This is a genomic window from Paenibacillus zeisoli, from assembly GCF_003994465.1.
Lineage (GTDB): Bacteria > Bacillota > Bacilli > Paenibacillales > Paenibacillaceae > Fontibacillus > Fontibacillus zeisoli.
The window spans coordinates 82,692-100,004 of record NZ_RZNX01000003.1 but is presented as its reverse complement, the minus strand read 5'-3'; the positions used below and the strand labels follow the sequence as shown (position 1 = coordinate 100,004).

The window sequence follows — 17,313 nt, the reverse complement described above, 5'->3', positions numbered from 1 at the left end:
TTGAACCTTTATTGACAAAGAGCCGCAGCATCCTGGATGAGGATGCTGCGGCTCCTGCTATAACCGCCGCATTTGATCCTCAGCAATATGACCGATATAGGGCACCTTATAGAACTTTCCCTGCAGGGCTGCCAGCATGAGCAGGATCCAGAAGACAAGGCCGGTTAGCTGAAGCAGCATGGCGGCGAGTACGCCGATCAGCGGGACGAACCCGGCCACTACATGACCTACGATCAATAAGCCGAACAGGATAAGGGATTGAAGAGCATGAAACATGACATAACGGCTGCGTCTTTCCAGGGCAAGCATGATCGCACCCCCTGCAAAAGGGACGAGATAACAGAGAAAGCCGGCCAGGTTCTCGGGCAGACCCGTAGATGATCTAAAGGGCGACAAGGAATCACCTTCTTCACATACAGGATGAAGGGCGGCTGTCAGCCACTTGTCCTTCTCTCTACATTCTATGTCTGGCCTGCCCGTGCAGAACCGTTCCCTTTATCTTAGATGGCACCCATTGGGGCCAGCTCAGCATCAGCTGTCACAGACACAGGCGTCTCCTCTGTGGAGAACCATTGTTCCAGAATATCATTCACAATAACATCCGCAGAGTTGGGCCTCCGCAGCAGCTCAATTCGTTCTTGTCTTTGTAATAAGTTATCTTCAGCAGCGAACAGCTCCTTTACCTGGTGAACCAATGCGGAAGGCGTGTAAGCCACGGAGGCAATGCCCTTGCTTTCCAGATACAGGGCATTATTAAGCTCTTGCCCTGGCACAGGCCGATACAGGAACATCGGCAGGCGGCTGGCCAGTGATTCAGACAGCGTGATGCCTCCCGGCTTGGTAATGATGCAGTCACAGGTCTGCATCAGGCGGGCAACCTCGTTCACGAAGCCGAACACCTGAAAGTTCGGTCTATCTCCGTACTGTTCCTGGAGGATGCGCTGCAGCTCTGTATTTTTGCCACAAGCCGCAATAACTTGGAACTCCTCACTATCCACAAGAGGCTGAATCATATCCCGGATTCCCTGCATTACACCGTAAGCACCTGCCATAAGCAGCACGGTCTTCTTCCTGGAGTCCAGCTTGCTTGTAAATCGGGGATCCGGCTCATGGGTCTGTTCAAAGTCAGGCTTGATGGGAATCCCGGAGGCGAGAACACGGTGCTCTGGAATTCCGCGGCTGACGGCTTCGTTCCTGAGATCCTCTGTAGCCACATAATAGCGGTCCACCTCGGGGTGAATCCAGCGACCGTGCAGGTCGAAGTCAGTCACAATATTAACAAGCGGAAGAGAAAGGCCTGTCTTCTTCATCAGCTTGGGCATAACCAGTTGAGGGAAAGTATGAATAATTAGATCCGGCTCATGATCGGTGATCATCTGCGCAAGCTTACGCATCCCGAACGAGTGCAGGATATTGGAGAAAGGGGTGTCCGGCTGCATATCCTTGGTAATGTTATATACCCAGCCATAGACGGCGGGAAGAGTCCTAAAGCTTTGCATATATACGAATTTGGTTAGCCCGTTAATGACAGGGTGTGCCATGGCCATCAGATCGAGAAGAATAACATGATGAATACCCTTTTGATGAAAAGAAGCTTCAATGGCCTTGGATGCCTGGTAATGACCATCCCCGTAGCTTGCGTAGAGCACCATAATTTTTGGTGATTTAGAGTTCATAAAGATCAATTCCTCCTCCTGACATCTAAGGCTTGAATGTTCGATTCTTATGTTCGTATTGCGGGAATGATATAATTCTTCAGCAGCTGCCGGGGGTTTCTCCAGCGGCTCACCGTGCTGTCGGCCGTAAATACCACGACGGCATCCAGGGAGGGGATCAGAATGATCTGTTGGCCCCCATGACCGTGAGCATATGTAAATTGGACTCCATCTTCAGCTCCGCTCCACCACTGATAGCCATAGCGTCCATACCCGAAGTACGGATCGGACTGCGGCGTGAACGACTGCTTCAACCATTCTTCGGATACGATCCGATTCCCTTCCCACAAGCCGCCATTCAGGCACATCTGACCGAATTTGCCCATGTCTCTAGAGGTAAGTGAAAGTCCGATATGGCCCATAGTATGTCCTTCCGCGCTGGCTGACCATCCAGCGTGATGAATGCCGAGCGGTCCGAATAGGTGGGTCTGCGCGTAGCTGAAAGCGCTGAACCCGGTCATCTCTGTCAAAAGAATCGAGAGCATGTGAGAATCTGTGCTCCTGTACTGAAATACGCCCAGCCTCTCTTCCTGAACGGGGAGTCGTAGTATGAACCTGGCCAAGCTGCGGCTTTTGTGGAACCGGTGGATGAACCGCTCTCCAAGCTTTGAACCGGTCTCCCAGTAGAGTCCCGAGGTCATAGTCAAGAGATGTCTCAGCGTTATTGTACTCCATAGCGGGTCAGGCCTGGGAGGGGCATATTTACTGACTTGCTCCCATACCGAACTATCGAGCCCCAGCATCTCGCCCCGCTCCATGGCAATACCGATAAGGATAGACATAAAGCTTTTTGTTGCAGACCTAAGATCGTGAAGTGAGGAAATATGATGGCCATTGTAATATTTCTCGTAAATTAGCTTGCCGCCTCGGATGATAAGAAAGCTGTGCATCCTGGGATACTTGCGCTGGATTGCTTGATCGGCTGCATCCAGCAGCGCGGGGTCAGTACCCAGCTCGTCTGGCAGTGCGGACGGGTAAGATGGGATTGAGGCAGTGGAAGAGACCAGTATAGGTGTGAGCGGGTTCATAGATATCTTTATCCTCCTGCCGCAATTTTGGGTACTAATCTTATTTTAACCACTAGCTTGCCCGATAAATAAACTATATGCAAATTCTTTCCCGTATCGCCCATCAAAAATGTGCGAAATGAAGAAAGCTGAATCGCTTTGGTGAATATGATACAATGGAAAAGGATAGGAGGACGTTCCATAAACCGGATTCATACTAGAGAGACCGGTCTGTGTGACAAGAGACTTACCAGGCTTGTTTCAGTAAGACTTAAGAAGGGTATTTAACATGTCAGATGCCTGCCGGAAGGCAGAGTAATGTTCCTGGACCGCTGCTAGCTCGGCTATTTTTTTCGCGAAAGCTTGCCGGGTGGCTGTGAGAACATGTTGGTTCCACTCCAGCTCGAATAGCGGTATACAACCACCATACGATAGTACTTGCAGATCTTTTTCGGCATTTTCTCAAAATCGGAGCATTAACTACAAGCGTTCTGGGAGGGAATTACTATGGCAACGAAAGGTCATAATGAAGTCAAAGAAAGTCTGCGGGAGATGACACGGATTTTCAGGCCAAAGGACCCCAAGAAATTTGTCAAGGAATATGTCCGTAAATACCGTATTATGGGTGGCTATGAAGAAGAACTTACGCATCTGGTTGAGCATGAAATGGGCAAATTGGACTCTTCCGTTTCCTGATCACCTGGAACAACGAAGAATTAACGCAACACTACCATATAGACATACCCCAAACCGCCTGCGGACAGGCGGTTTTTTTTCTTATCCTGCATACATATATTAGATCACTTTGTAAGGAGTGAAGTAAGAGCAGGAGGGAGGGGACGCGCTTTTGAAAGTAAGCCTCAAAACAAAGGAAGAAATCAAGCGGATGCGGGAGGCGGGACGGATTCTCGCCGCGTGCCACCGGGAGATTAGGAAGCTGCTTGCCCCAGGAATCACCACGTTTGAAGTTGATGCTTTTGTGGAGACCTTTTTGATCAAGCATAAGGCTACGCCCGAACAAAAGGGGTACCGCGGCTTCCCGTACGCGACGTGTGCTTCCGTTAATGATGTGGTATGCCACGGGTTCCCGGATTCCCGGCCGCTGGAGGCTGGGGATCTGGTTACGATTGATATCGTAGTGAACAAGGATGGGTGGCTGGCGGACTCAGGCTGGTCCTATGCAATCGGGGAGGCCAGTCCTGCCGGGCAGTATTTGCTGGACAAGGCGCATGCAGCGCTGTATGCCGGGATCCATGAGGCTGTACCCGGCCGAAGAACGGGAGATATTGGTTATGCGGTGCAGCAAGTAGTTGAGAATGCCGGGCTCGGTATTGTCACTCCGCTGGTCGGCCACGGAATTGGAAGGAAGCTTCACGAGCCGCCGGACGTGCCCAATATCGGCAGTCCGCGTACGGGCACCCTGCTAAGGCCCGGTATGGTGATTACGGTTGAGCCTGTAGTCACCATAGGCGAGACCGGCGCCGTATTCTGGGAAGATGATGGCTGGACCATACGGACGGCGGATGGTTCACTGGGTGCCCAATTCGAGCATACGGTGGCGATTCTGGAAGAGGGGCCTTATATACTGACTGAATGAGAAAAAGAGAGGCGACTCTCTTTTTTTATCTTTCATTTTTGTGCAAATGGGAGGAAAGTTAAGAAAAATGTCATATTTTGAAGCTAGCATTTTTAGTTCGGAAAGAGCTTGTCAAGACCAGGTCAGGAGGAGGGCATGACCAAAAGGAAATGGTTGAAATCGCTTGCAAACCCAGTGATGACGCGCCTTTTCGGAATTTTGAACAATTTGTGAACTACCCTTGAATCATTGACAAAATTGTGTACTAATCATATATTTAATTAGTGATTGTTCGAATTGACAGGATAGCAGTTTCCGTGATAGAGCAAGTCGATTGTTTCCTGATTATGGGGAAAGGGTACTTGTGACTACAAACGGAAGACAAACGTTAAAAGTGGGGTAGATCAATGATGAAACGGTGGCAGGCTGTGAAACGGCTCCTTCCTTTATTTGCGGGGCTGGTGCTGTTATTGTCCGCTTGCGGTCGCGAGGATTTGTCTGCATTAAGACCTCAGGGACCTGTAGCACAAGGGCAATTTGATTTAATGAAGCTTTCCATTGCAATTATGATTGTCGTTCTGCTCATTGTGTTCGGTATTGCGGCTTATGTATGGGTACGCTTTCGCCGTAGACCGGGACAGACAGACATTCCTGAACAAGTGGAAGGTAACTTCAAGCTTGAAGTGCTCTGGACAGTAATTCCTCTGGTACTGGTTCTTATTCTGGGGGTTGCAACAGTTCAAAAGGTATTCTCTTATGGTGAGAATTACTGGAATGACAAGAACGCGGTGAAAGTGAAAGTGACTTCGCACCAGTTCTGGTGGGAATTTAACTATCCTGATTATGGTGTAACTACAGCTCAGGATTTGGTTATCCCTACAGGTAAGAAAATTGCTTTCCAATTGAAAACCGCAGATGTGCTTCACTCATTCTGGGTTCCTTCTCTGGCAGGTAAGACGGATACAAACCCTGAAGGCGCGATCAATAACGCCTGGTTCACTGCAGATAAAGAAGGCGTTTACTTGGGTAAATGTGCTGAGCTTTGCGGTCAATCCCATGGTCTTATGGAATTCAAGGTCAAAGCAGTTAGTCAGGCTTCGTTCGACAGCTGGGTGAAGGCCATGAAAGAGCCTGTGGCCATGCCTGAAGACAAGGCTACCGCAGAAGTCTTCAAGAATCAGTGTCTGACTTGCCATGCGATTGGCAGCGAGGGCGGTCCGTCCGCACCGAACCTGACAGGAATCGGTGGACGTGAATCGGTAGCCAGCATTCTGATTAACGGCACGGACGGTACAGCGAAAGAAAACCTCAAGACTTGGCTCGAAGATCCTCAAGCGGTGAAACCGGGCAACAAAATGCCGAATCCGAAGAAGGATCTGAAGCTGACGGATGAACAAATTGACGCAATTGCCGACTACTTGGCAAATTCAAAATTAAAGACCCAATGATTTACCGCACGGCGCAACTTGGATAGGAATTTTTAAAGGGGGTACAAACCTTGGCTCACGCTCACAGTGTCAAGCGCCATACGGGGCTGATGGACTGGTTAACTACCGTTGACCACAAGAAAATCGGCATCCTGTACTTAATTGCCGGGGCTTTATTCTTCGGAATCGGCGGAATCGAAGCCTTGATGATCCGCTGGCAGCTTATTAAACCCATGAACGACTTTGTTTCGGCTCAGACTTTTAATGAACTTATAACCATGCATGGTACCACAATGATCTTCCTTGGCGTTATGCCACTCATCTTCGCTTTGATGAACGCGGTGGTTCCGCTTCAGATCGGCGCGCGTGACGTTGCGTTTCCGTTTCTGAATTCACTTGGCTTCTGGACGTTCCTGTTCGGCGGAATTCTGCTGAACATCAGCTGGATGATGGGCGGAGCGCCGGATGCCGGCTGGACGGCATATACGCCGTTGTCCACTACAGCTTACAGCGGTACGCACGGGGTAGACTTCTACACCGTGGGTCTTCAGATCGCGGGTCTCGGAACGCTGATCGGGGGCATCAACTTCCTGGCTACCGTCATTACGATGCGTGCACCGGGAATGACCTTCATGCGGATGCCGATGTTCACATGGACCGCATTTATTACTTCAGCCATTATTCTATTTGCTTTCCCTGCCATTACAGTGGGACTTGTCCTGCTAAGCTTTGACCGGATCCTCGGCGCTAACTTCTTCGAAGTCAGCAATGGCGGTAACCCGGTTCTCTGGCAGCATATATTCTGGATCTTCGGACACCCTGAGGTTTACATACTTATTTTGCCGGCCTTTGGCGTCATTTCCGATGTTATTCCTACCTTTGCTCGTAAGCGCCTGTTCGGTTACAGCTCGATGGTGTTCGCTACGATCCTGATTGCCTTCCTGGGCTTCATGGTATGGGCTCACCACATGTTCACCACCGGGATGGGTCCGGTAGCGAATGCGCTGTTCTCAATTTCAACCATGCTGATTGCGGTTCCTACGGGAATCAAGATCTTTAACTGGCTCTTCACCCTGTGGGGAGGGCAAATCCGGTTCACGTCAGCTAACCTGTATGCATCCGGCTTCATTCCTACCTTCGTTATGGGTGGGGTTACAGGGGTTATGCTTGCATCTGCACCTGCGGATTACCAGTTCCATGATACGTATTTCGTAGTTGCACACTTCCACTATGTTATCGTAGGTGGTCTGGTCCTCGGATTGTTCTCTGGCCTTCACTACTGGTGGCCTAAGATGTTCGGTCGTGTACTTGATGAGAAGCTTGGCAAAATCGGCTTCTGGTTCTTCATTATCGGCTTCCATCTGACCTTCTTCGTACAGCATTTCCTGGGTCTGATGGGGATGCAGCGCCGTATCTTTACTTATTTGCCTGGTCAAGGCTTTGATACTTTGAACTTGGTAAGTACAGTGGGTGCTCTGATGATGGGTGTTGGTGTTCTCGTATTCCTGCTCAACGTAGTAGTGACTACAAGAAGACCTGCAGATGCGCCTAACGATCCATGGGAAGACGGACGTACACTGGAATGGTCCATTCCATCCCCTCCTCCAGAATATAACTTCAAGCAGACTCCACTTGTGCGTGGGCTTGATGCTTACTGGAAAGAGAAGATGGCTGGACATACGGAGATGACCCCGGCAGAACCGGTCGGCCCGATCCATATGCCATCGGCTTCTATTCTTCCATTTGTCATGTCAGTCGGGATCTTTGTTGCAGGACTTGGATTTATGTATCATCAATATTTGGTAGTTGGCCTTGGTCTGATAGTTACCTTCGTCTGCATGGCGATCCGCTCGCTGTATGATGATCACGGCTGGCATATCGATCCAGAGGAAACTACAGAGAAGGGGGTCAAAGCATGAGTGCACCCCATGCTGAACAGGTGACATCGGCTCTTCCCCATGAACCGGAGAAAGCCACACTTGAAGGCCGCAATAAAGTACTTGCTTTCTGGTTGTTCCTAGGCGGTGAATCGGTTCTCTTCGGAACACTCTTCGCCACATTCCTTGCACTTCGGGAGCAGATTGCTGACGGTCCTAGCGCGGATGAGCTGTTCAAGCTGCCTACAGTTGCAGCGGCGACCTTCATCCTCCTGGTAAGTAGTTTGACAAGTGTATTCGCCATCCAGGCGATGCATAAAGGGAATCGCAAATCGTTATCCTTATGGTTGATCGTTACGGTTATTCTCGGACTTGGCTTCTTGGGACTTGAGATATACGAGTTCGCGGAGTATGTGAACCACGAGAAATTCGGCATGACGACGAGTGCGTTCAGTTCAGCGTTCTATACGCTGGTCGGCTTCCACGGTGCGCACGTCTTGTTCGGGGTTGTATGGATCTCGCTGCTGATTGGTCAGCTGGCCAAGAAGGGTCTGACCGTTGTTACAGCACCGAAAATTTATGTATCCGCGATGTACTGGCACTTTATCGACGTCGTGTGGGTATTCATCTTCACCGTCGTATACCTCCTTGGGAAGGTGGGTTAAGACATGTCAGAACATAATACGAATCAAGGCAGTGCGGTGAGACATAGACACCGTACAGAAGGTCCCCAGAAACACGTAATTGCCTTTATCTTCTCCATCGTGCTTACCCTGATTGCCTTTGCGGCAGTTGCTGCAGGTGGAGTGAACGCCTCATTTACGATCATCTTGTTGGTCGTAATGGCCGTCCTGCAGGTGCTCGTTCAGTTAGGTTACTGGATGCACCTCAAAGACAAGGGACACATGATCCCGATCCTGTTCATGGCCTTCGGATTCTTCGTAGCCGGAACAGCCGTGATTACAGCTTTATACTGGGTTTGGTGGTAAAATAGAGAGGAGGCTGGGTTACAGCCCCCTCTTTTTTGTTCAGTGAGACATTTGTCACACAATCGACAGTAAATCCGTGCCAGCAGATAAGGAGGTTTTGGTATGCTGGGATTAGAATATTTCAGCTTTAGAGATTTGTGGAGCCCTTTGTTCATGGCAGCTATTCTTCTGATTACAGCAGGCTATTTACTGCTCATGGGTCCGCTCAGTGAGCGGTTCAAGAACGGCAGCCCTGTAAGCACAGGAAAGAAGATTGCTTTTGTATCCGGAATGCTCGTGATCTATCTGGCTCAAGGCGGCCCCATCAGCCTGATGGGCCACATCATGTTCAGCTTCCATATGCTCAGCATGGCACTGACCTATCTCATAGCTCCGCCGCTCCTGATGCTGGGAATCCCGGATTGGGCTTGGAGAGGAATTCTAAAGTACAATCCGCTGCGTAAGCTGTCTTTTCTGGCTCATCCGATTGTAGCAGCCGTGCTGTTCAACGGATTGTTCTCGTTCTACCATATTCCTGCAATCCATGATTACGTCATGCTTCACTTTGGAATTCATCGTCTGTATTACGTGGTCTTGTTCGCGTCTGCGATTCTGATGTGGTGGACGCTGGTGAACCCGCTTCCGGAATATTCGGAGACCAAAGGGCTGAAGAAGATGGCCTATATTGCGATCAATATGGTACTGCTTACCCCGGCATGCGGACTGATTATCTTCTCGTCAACCAGTCTCTATGCGACTTACAATGACCCGACCGTCTGGGCCAAGGCCATGGGTTACTGCGTGTCAGGTGATACAACCATGCTTCTGCGGACTTTTGGCGGACCGGGCTACTTTGCTTACATGGATCCCCATGTTGACCAGCAGGTGGGCGGGATTGTAATGAAGTTCATACAGGAAATTATTTTTGCATCGATGCTTGCTGTAGTATTCAGGAATTGGTACAAGCAGGAGAATAAGGATGATGAAGTATATGGAAATGAGCTGAAGAAAGCATAACTTTAGTTCAATCCATGTAGATATGCTGATCAGGGTGCTGCTAGACAGCAGATCCGAATTAGCGGTAAGCCGAACAGGAGGATGAAGTTAAGATGGATGTGTATACACTGTTTCCCACAATCAGCACTTCCTTTATCGTAATTAGTGCGATCCTGGTTGCTATTGGTTGGGGACTCATTATTAAAGGAAGAAGAGAGGCCCATAAGAAGGTGATGCTTGCCGGAGCTGTGGCGGCACTGATCTTCTTCATCATTTATGCGTCCCGGACCATATTAATCGGAAATACGAACTGGGGCGGTCCGGCTGATCTGGCGATCTATTATCAGATCTTCTTGATTTTCCACATTATTCTGGCCACGGTTGCCGCTGTGTTTGGTCTGACGACGATCGTTCTTGCTTTCAAGGAGAGACTCGCCAAACATCGCAAATGGGGCCGGGTTACGGCCGTGATCTGGTTCTTCACCGCGATCACCGGTGTAGCTGTATATGTCCTGCTGTATGTGCTGTATCCAGGCGGGCACACCAAGTCGATGATTGATACGATTTTTGGGACATAGGTAAAATTCTATAAGCTAAGGGATTGAATGATAAGAGACAGGCGAGATCATCGCCAGTCTCTTTTTTTTGTAGAAATTTTACAAAAGACTCGTTGACATGGTTAATTCTGGACATTATACTGTGTATAAAGATATACACACTAAGCACACAGGATACACAGTAAACAATACAGCAGATGTACTTACACACTGTACCCTACAGAACAGATCTTTTACATCAAGACAAGAAAGGTTGATTTGGATTGAACACGTGGAGAGAAGGTTGGTTTATTTTTTGGAACAATTTAAGGAGTGCGCCGCTCTATCTCTTATGGAATGTCGTCTTCATGCTCTATATGGGCCTGACAACCAGCTTTTTGTTCACTAGGGGTGACAGGGACCCCATTGATCCCCTGCCTGATTTCATGCTTCTACTGCTTGTTCCGCTTACCGGCTTTCTATTCTGCCGTAGAGGATTTCGTTACCTTAAAGATGATTCCTATACGAAAATGCTGTACTACTATCGGATTCTTCCCATACCGCTGAAATTCATCATGAGCAGTAGAATCATTCATTTGTTATTCGCTCTGGTACTCAATAATGTAATTTTCTTTGGCTTCATGCTGGTTATGTCCTATTCCTACTGGGTGGAGATGAGCGCGGTCAGCTATATTTCTTTTGTGATTACCTGGGTAGGTTATGGGCTGCTCATGACCGGCAGTTACATCTACTATGAATTCCTGAAGCGGGGCGTTATTTACATGTGGGCCAGCATTATCGTTAATTTCCTGGTCGCCTGCCTGGCTTTCGTAATCTATATGAACGGGGGCAATCTGGTTCGCTTTGTGATGGAATATTCGATGCAATATGGACTTCTCTCTCCTTTAATGTGGGGGGCCTTGGTGGTAGGAGGACTGGTTCTAGCTCTGATCTGCCGGATTACGCTCCGGAAGATGGCCTTCAGGGATTTGGCTTAAGCCATAGGTGACGATCATTTAGAGCCTTCAGTCCCGCTGCACATATAACAAACATAATTGACTTAGAGAACTGAAGGTGAGGTGCGAAGGGTGTGGATTCCCATTCAAATTAATGAGAACAGCGCCGAGCCTTTGTATCACCAGATCAAGACACAGCTTCGCTCGCTCATTGTCAGTGAGCAGATTGAGGAAGGGACGCTGCTTCCTTCCATCAGGGAGTTCGCAGGAAGTCTGAACTGCAGCGTGATTACAATTCGGCGCGTATATCAAGATCTGGAGAACGAAGGATTTCTACGAACTAGGCAGGGAACAGGTACGTTCGTAGCCAAGGTGGATCAGGGCGAACGTAGTGAGTACCGCAGGACCGTCGTGCAGGAAGCGGTGGAGGCGGCTGTTGACGCAGGGCTTGCCGTTCAATACGGAGAAGACGAGCTTAAGGAGCTGTTTTTACAAATCCTGAAGAAGAAATACCATAGCAATCAGAAGGAGGCAGATTCCTAGTGATAGAAGCATTGGCCGTACAGATGAACGGGATCCGCAAGAGCGGAAGGCGAAAGCCGATAGGTCCACTGAATCTGGAAATACCGTCCGGTTATGTGGTGGCATTGGTTGGACCCAATGGTTCCGGGAAGAGCACGATTATGAATCTTATTCTTCAGACGCTGCATCCGGACGAAGGGGAGCTGAGCTGGTTCGGTAAGAGCGCACCAGGGGTGCTGCCAACAGAGCTTAGACAGCTGATTGGTTATGTGCCCGAGGTTCCTCTGTATGAAGAGAATTATAAGACTCCCGAGGAAGCAGCAGCCTTCAGAGCCCGTTGGTATCCGAGATGGGACCAGCAGCGGCTGGAGGAACTGCTGAGACGCTTCGAGGTGCCTGAGAAGGTGAAGCTGAACAAAATGTCCAAGGGGGAGCGGCGAAAATTCGAGATTGCGGCAGCATTAGCCTGCCGGCCCAAGCTGCTGCTGCTGGATGAACCTTCATCTGGACTGGATCCCTTTGCCTGGAAGCATATGATTGACGTGCTCCGCAGCTGCCTCGAGGAAGAGGAGATCACGATTGTGCTCTCCACCCACATCGTGGATGAAGTGAAGCGCCTGGCCGACTATATTGTGCTGGTGCATCAAGGTGAGGTCAAGGGCATGGTGGAGAAGGATGTGCTGATGGGGAACTGGAAGGAGCTGTGGGTTCGAACAGACAGAGCCCAGCTCGAAGGGCTGCCGGATATTCTTGAAATTCACGAGGATGGCCCGTCGAATTGGCGGCTTCTGGTACAGAATTTGGCAGAGCTTGAAGACATCTTGGTGAACCGCGGTGTTAGTATATTGAAGAGCCGGGGACTTGAGCTGGAAGATATTCTAACGCTATGGATGAAGGGCGAATTGCCTGAAGAGATCAAATGGAAGAGGGGAGAATATTAATGACACAACCTTTGGTAATTGACAATCTGTTCAAGCAGTATGGGGAGAAGACAGCCGTTAACGGGGTCTCGCTAGATGTGAAAGAAGGCGAGATCTACGGATTGCTGGGCGGGAACGGCGCCGGGAAGACCACGACGATGCGGATGGTTCTGGGGATTATTTACCCGGATGGAGGACGCATTCAGTATCATGGTAAAGAATACAGCAGCGAGCTCCAGCACGGCATGGGTTACCTGCCGGAAGAGCGGGGCTTGTATCCAAAGGTGAAGGTCAGTGATCAGATTAACTACTTGGCCCGCCTGCGCGGGATGTCAGCCAAGGATGCCGACAAGAGTCTAAGGTATTGGCTGGACCGGTTCGAGGTGCCGGAGTATTACGACAAGAAGATTGAAGAGCTGTCCAAAGGGAACCAGCAGAAGATGGGCTTTATCGCAGCCGTTGTTCACCGTCCGAAGATCTTGATTCTGGATGAGGCCTTTAGTGGTCTGGACCCGGTGAATGTGGAAATTCTTAAGTCTACCGTGAAGGAGCTTCGCGATAACGGTACCAGCATCCTGTTCTCCACCCACCGAATGGAACACGTCGAGGAGCTGTGTCAGCGGATTACGATTCTTCACCGTTCCAATCCAGTATTGCAGGGCAATATTAGAGAGATTAAGCAGCGTTACCCTAGAGAGCAGATTGTACTTAACACCATAGGCGAAGTTACAGGAATTGAGAAGATACAGGGTGTGCAAAGTGTAGAGAAGCGTGAACGCGGCTACCTGATACATATTAACAACGTTGCGGCCGCAAAAGAGATTTTGAATATGGCAATGCAGCAGAGTGAAGTAGAACATTTCGAGATTAAAGAACCGACGCTTAACCAAATCTTTATCCAAGAGGTGGGTGAATCCAATGAATAAGCTGGGTACGGTAATTGGTTTTACATTTTGGAATAAGGTGAGAACGAAGGCTTTTGTGATTACGACGATTATATTCGCACTACTGGTTACGATTGGGGTTAACGTTCCTTATCTGATCAAATTATTCACTGGCGATGATGGCAATAAAGAGACAAAGATCGGACTCATCTACGGGAGTCAATCCGAGATTGCCCTTCGACTAGAGCAGTTCGCCGCGAGTCAGCCAAAGGCCGGCTTTAAGCTGGTGAAGTATGAGCAAGCCGATGAGAAGGCACTTAGCAAAGATATTGAGGATAAGAAGATTGACGGGTATTTACAGTTCAAGGACGCTCCGGCGGGACAGTTCCCGGAAGCTGTGTATACCTCCAAGGCCGGCAGTCTCGACATGGGTCTTCAAAATGCCCTGCAAAGCGGACTGCAAATTGTGAAAACACAGTATATCACCAAAGGATCTCTGAGTGATGCCCAGGTTGCGGCATTGAACCAGCCGGTTCAAATCGACGCCCAGCAGATTAAGGGTCAGGGCGGTACAGAGGCATCTGGCAAGGGTAAGCAGACCGGTGCAAATTATGTGTTCGTCTATATTATGATCGTGCTGTTCTGGATGACGACCATGATGACCGGGAATATGATTGCGTCGGAAGTGACTTCTGAGAAGAGCTCGCGGATTATGGAAATTCTGATTACAAGTGTGTCTCCGTTAACCCAAATGTTCGGCAAAATTGTAGGTATGTTCCTGATCGGGATCCTGCAGATCGGTATCTTCGGAGCAGTAATTGCGATCAACGTGATGCTGCCTCATAACCGCGAAGCGTTCAGTCAGCTAAATATTGATATCAATCAGCTTGATCTCAGTGTGCTGCTCTATGGATTAGTGTTCTATGTACTCGGATATATGCTGTTCTCAACTTTGTTCGCTGCTGTGGGTTCTATGGTCAGCAGAACCGAAGACCTGGGTCAAGCGGTTATGCCGATTACGATGATCAGCCTGGCTTCGTTCTACATTGGAACCTTCAGTGCTTCATCTCCTAACTCCATGATCCTCAAAATCGCATCCTATATCCCATTCACCTCCCCGGTATCGATGCTGATCCGTGTGGGCCTTGGAGATGTAGCGATGTGGGAGGTTGGCTTATCGCTCCTGATCCTGCTTGTCTCAATCTTCGTGTTCGGATGGCTATCCGCCAAGATCTACCGCACCGGGGTATTGATGTACGGTAAGCGTCCTACTTGGAAGGAAGTCCGCAAGGCTATGCAGGCTTATAAGATCTAAGGGAGGAATTGAGATGACCAAGAAGTTTTTTCTGCTGATCATGCTAATGCTCTGTCTCACTAATACGTTGATATTAACGAATCATTATGAGCTGCCCATTAATGATTTCTTTAAAGGGATTATAAGTGGTATCACGATAGTCGGGAACATCTATATCCTTGTCCAGTTGAGCAAGAGAAAAGGTCTAAAGAAAGTATAGATTTCTGATAGCCCAACAGCAGACTAACAAATAAAGTGAGGTGCTGCCAGGATGAGAAGAAAAAGCATGGGAAGAGGATTGGCCATAGGGATTGCGTTTGGAGCTGCACTCGGTGTAACTATGCACAATATAGCTGTCGGAATTACTATTGGAGTTGCTCTGGGAATCGCGTTCGGGGGTGTCTATGATCGTAAGAATAGGAAGTAACAGGATAGATAAGTAAAAGAAAATGACCATAGGATCAGAATGTTGATCTTACTGGTCATTTTCTTTTGTAATTCAAGGTATTGGATTATGGGTCTATCGAAATTTGAGATTGGGGATTATTTAGTAAATTAACTTTAAGACTGAAACGAAGGCTTCTTAAGAGAGCAGTTCGAGGTCATCTCCCTTAATTCAGGTACACAAGCGCTTAGCCTATAAGGAAAAGGCGGGTCTCAGGCCTCGAAAAAGACTCAGTTAAAAATGCCAATGAAGAACAATTCAAACGACTTCATTAGCTAGGTTGTTTATATAATTTACTAATATTAGTTATAATTTTAAATCGATCTTATTAATGTGGCCTTGGGTGTTAATTTCCAATCTAAGTTTTTGTGTGTTTTCAGGGACTAAAAATTTTATTCCCCCTGTAATACTCTGACCATGACCAAGAGTGACAGTCACTTTGTCAGTGGAGTAAGGTCTGTACGTATTATTATCTGAATCTTTTAAGATAAACATAGTAGGTTCAAAAGTTCTTCCATCTCTATCATAATTAATAAGATATACATTAATGGTTAAATATTTGCTTTTATGATCTCGCTTCGTTATTGAAGCTTCATTAACTTTATATTCGAAAGGAGGATCTTTAATTAGTTCTCCGACCTCATAAATTCGATTAGGATCATAAGAGTAGCTTTTATCAAATAATCCCTTCTGGCAACTATATAATAGACCTATAATTGTTAACATAACGATAATTAGGACACTTATCTGTTTAACAAAATTTATAATGCACACCCCCCAATTTAATAATCTTCTGAAATTTAGTTTACATACCTTTCTTTATCTTTTCGTTAACCTTAATTATGGTTATTATTGGAGTGCTAAAAGTTAGGTATGGAGTTGGGCACTCCATATTTTTATTATTTTTAATAAGTTTGAATTGTCTATATAATACAATGTGAACTGGAAGAAAATGTTTCATTTATGAAACCTATTTATCTTGATGTTGGTGGTCTTCCAGAGCATGATTATGGAGAATAGTGTATTTAAAAATTTGCTTAATTAGGGGAAAGTGGGTTATTAGAGTGATGAAAAGGTTGTTTATAAATACAATAATAGTTCTACTGATTATTCCAGTAATTCTAGTCATAATTTGGTTTAGCCAGAGGCCTTTATATATAAAGGATACCCCGTATGATCCAAACAGAATTGTTGAATTTGGTGAAGAAATTATTAACAGCCCTTTTAAATGGACAGTCAACAAAGCAACAATAAAAAAGCAAGACTCATTGTACAAATATATTTCCGTAAATATAAGTGTTCTAAATTTTGATAAAGATCCTTTACATGTAGATGCTAATTCATTTGTTCTAAGAGATTCAGGTAAAAGGGAATACACACCAGTTTCTATAAATAAATTAATTCAATCTCTTTCCCATAATGAGAATGTTACAGAAAATATTGATTTTAAGGTCCCTAATAAAGCAAAAGAATTAAAACTATTAGTAAAACTTTGGGGACCTTGGACGGTCGATTTAATATTAGAGTGAGGGATCTTCAATGTCTATAAATAAAAACGTCAAAAGGAATTTCCTTTATTACAAAGAAGAATTTCATAAGGTTGGAATGCTTATTGATTCAGATGAAGATATATGGTATGAACTTGCTGAGGAATGGAAACAGTTAAGAACAATTCTTATGGAAAGTGATATTGGAACCCTGTTATGCGAGTTAGTATATATTTTTAAAGCTGGAACCCCCAATTTCAGACGCCTTTCTGAACTTTTTAGTAGACAATATAGTTTGGTTCAAGGTGGGTTAATAGCAAAGCTTGGATTAGAAGAAGCCCATAGACAGAGAGAAGAATACGAAGAGAGGTTCGGAAAAGAACAGGTTGGTATGGATCATGGTGACAAAATCATTTGCAGAGTTGAAAATATTGACAGAAGGCTTAAAGATTTAACAAAAATTGAAATGGATGTAGATGTCGATTGCTTGAAGATAAATGATCTATACCTATTTGTAACAAACCTGCCCGATGTAAATGAACTTCAAACCAATTTGAAAGCTAGATTTAATGATATTGAAATATCTATCACGGACACATTTGAAATTACAGATGAAACATACAAAATAATAATTTTAAAAGATGAAGAAAAAGTTAAGTAGTATCTTAGATAAAAATTGCCGTTACTCAATAATTTGAGCAAC

21 protein-coding genes are annotated in these 17,313 nt (G+C 46.8%); 17 read left to right on the top strand and 4 right to left on the bottom strand.

Going from position 1 to position 17,313, the window contains the following annotated elements; all coding sequences use genetic code 11:
- Positions 1 to 57: 57 nt before the first annotated feature.
- From EJP77_RS09525 to EJP77_RS09515, 3 genes are all read right to left on the bottom strand, one after another.
- Positions 58 to 396, bottom strand: coding sequence for a DUF4870 domain-containing protein (locus EJP77_RS09525; RefSeq protein WP_127199005.1), 339 nt, complete (start codon positions 394 to 396; stop codon positions 58 to 60).
- Positions 397 to 500: 104 nt separating this feature from the next.
- The gene (locus EJP77_RS09520) at positions 501 to 1,676 is read right to left on the bottom strand and encodes an MGDG synthase family glycosyltransferase (protein ID WP_127199004.1); all 1,176 of its coding nucleotides are present in this window, start codon (positions 1,674 to 1,676) and stop codon (positions 501 to 503) included.
- Positions 1,677 to 1,723: 47 nt separating this feature from the next.
- Positions 1,724 to 2,743 (bottom strand): serine hydrolase domain-containing protein, encoded by a 1,020-nt coding sequence (locus EJP77_RS09515; RefSeq protein ID WP_127199003.1) that lies wholly within the window; start codon positions 2,741 to 2,743, stop codon positions 1,724 to 1,726.
- Between the two features lie 486 nt (positions 2,744 to 3,229).
- Here EJP77_RS09515 and EJP77_RS09510 point away from each other — a divergent pair, with 486 nt between their 5' ends.
- From EJP77_RS09510 to EJP77_RS20635, 15 genes are all read left to right on the top strand, one after another.
- The gene (locus EJP77_RS09510) at positions 3,230 to 3,418 is read left to right on the top strand and encodes a hypothetical protein (RefSeq protein WP_127199002.1); all 189 of its coding nucleotides are present in this window, start codon (positions 3,230 to 3,232) and stop codon (positions 3,416 to 3,418) included.
- Between the two features lie 151 nt (positions 3,419 to 3,569).
- Positions 3,570 to 4,319, top strand: coding sequence for a type I methionyl aminopeptidase (gene map, locus EJP77_RS09505; protein WP_127199001.1), 750 nt, complete (start codon positions 3,570 to 3,572; stop codon positions 4,317 to 4,319).
- Between the two features lie 386 nt (positions 4,320 to 4,705).
- Entirely contained in the window at positions 4,706 to 5,746 is a 1,041-nt protein-coding gene (coxB, locus tag EJP77_RS09500) for a cytochrome c oxidase subunit II (protein WP_127199000.1), read from the top strand.
- Positions 5,747 to 5,835: 89 nt separating this feature from the next.
- On the top strand, positions 5,836 to 7,644 hold the full coding sequence (ctaD, locus tag EJP77_RS09495) for a cytochrome c oxidase subunit I (RefSeq protein WP_127199354.1): 1,809 nt from the start codon (positions 5,836 to 5,838) through the stop codon (positions 7,642 to 7,644).
- Positions 7,641 to 8,267 (top strand): cytochrome (ubi)quinol oxidase subunit III, encoded by a 627-nt coding sequence (locus EJP77_RS09490; RefSeq protein ID WP_127198999.1) that lies wholly within the window; start codon positions 7,641 to 7,643, stop codon positions 8,265 to 8,267. Before ctaD ends, EJP77_RS09490 begins: the two co-directional genes overlap by 4 nt.
- Positions 8,268 to 8,270: 3 nt before the next feature.
- Entirely contained in the window at positions 8,271 to 8,591 is a 321-nt protein-coding gene (locus tag EJP77_RS09485) for a cytochrome C oxidase subunit IV family protein (RefSeq protein WP_127198998.1), read from the top strand.
- A gap of 102 nt (positions 8,592 to 8,693) precedes the next feature.
- Complete coding sequence (gene ctaG, locus EJP77_RS09480) at positions 8,694 to 9,587, top strand: cytochrome c oxidase assembly factor CtaG (RefSeq protein WP_127198997.1); 894 nt, start codon at positions 8,694 to 8,696, stop codon at positions 9,585 to 9,587.
- Positions 9,588 to 9,679: 92 nt separating this feature from the next.
- Positions 9,680 to 10,144, top strand: coding sequence for a DUF420 domain-containing protein (locus EJP77_RS09475; RefSeq protein ID WP_127198996.1), 465 nt, complete (start codon positions 9,680 to 9,682; stop codon positions 10,142 to 10,144).
- Positions 10,145 to 10,386: 242 nt separating this feature from the next.
- Positions 10,387 to 11,100, top strand: coding sequence for a hypothetical protein (locus EJP77_RS09470; RefSeq protein WP_127198995.1), 714 nt, complete (start codon positions 10,387 to 10,389; stop codon positions 11,098 to 11,100).
- Positions 11,101 to 11,190: 90 nt separating this feature from the next.
- Complete coding sequence (locus EJP77_RS09465; RefSeq protein ID WP_127198994.1) at positions 11,191 to 11,601, top strand: GntR family transcriptional regulator; 411 nt, start codon at positions 11,191 to 11,193, stop codon at positions 11,599 to 11,601.
- Entirely contained in the window at positions 11,601 to 12,521 is a 921-nt protein-coding gene (locus tag EJP77_RS09460) for an ABC transporter ATP-binding protein (RefSeq protein ID WP_246021846.1), read from the top strand. The genes EJP77_RS09465 and EJP77_RS09460 overlap by 1 nt, the downstream gene beginning before the upstream one ends.
- Entirely contained in the window at positions 12,521 to 13,426 is a 906-nt protein-coding gene (locus tag EJP77_RS09455) for an ABC transporter ATP-binding protein (protein WP_127198993.1), read from the top strand. The genes EJP77_RS09460 and EJP77_RS09455 overlap by 1 nt, the downstream gene beginning before the upstream one ends.
- A complete protein-coding gene (locus EJP77_RS09450) occupies positions 13,419 to 14,699 on the top strand; it encodes an ABC transporter permease (protein ID WP_127198992.1) in 1,281 nt (426 codons plus the stop codon). Before EJP77_RS09455 ends, EJP77_RS09450 begins: the two co-directional genes overlap by 8 nt.
- A gap of 13 nt (positions 14,700 to 14,712) precedes the next feature.
- Positions 14,713 to 14,898, top strand: coding sequence for a hypothetical protein (locus EJP77_RS09445; protein ID WP_127198991.1), 186 nt, complete (start codon positions 14,713 to 14,715; stop codon positions 14,896 to 14,898).
- Between the two features lie 51 nt (positions 14,899 to 14,949).
- A complete protein-coding gene (locus EJP77_RS20635) occupies positions 14,950 to 15,105 on the top strand; it encodes a glycine zipper domain-containing protein (protein WP_185897318.1) in 156 nt (51 codons plus the stop codon).
- 324 nt (positions 15,106 to 15,429) lie between these two features.
- Here EJP77_RS20635 and EJP77_RS09440 read toward each other — a convergent pair whose 3' ends face one another.
- Entirely contained in the window at positions 15,430 to 15,849 is a 420-nt protein-coding gene (locus tag EJP77_RS09440; protein ID WP_127198990.1) for a DUF4352 domain-containing protein, read from the bottom strand.
- A gap of 341 nt (positions 15,850 to 16,190) precedes the next feature.
- Between EJP77_RS09440 and EJP77_RS09435 the strand changes: the two genes are divergently transcribed.
- Positions 16,191 to 16,652 (top strand): DUF4352 domain-containing protein, encoded by a 462-nt coding sequence (locus tag EJP77_RS09435; RefSeq protein WP_246021866.1) that lies wholly within the window; start codon positions 16,191 to 16,193, stop codon positions 16,650 to 16,652.
- 10 nt (positions 16,653 to 16,662) lie between these two features.
- The gene (locus EJP77_RS09430; protein ID WP_127198988.1) at positions 16,663 to 17,271 is read left to right on the top strand and encodes a hypothetical protein; all 609 of its coding nucleotides are present in this window, start codon (positions 16,663 to 16,665) and stop codon (positions 17,269 to 17,271) included.
- Positions 17,272 to 17,313: the final 42 nt, after the last annotated feature.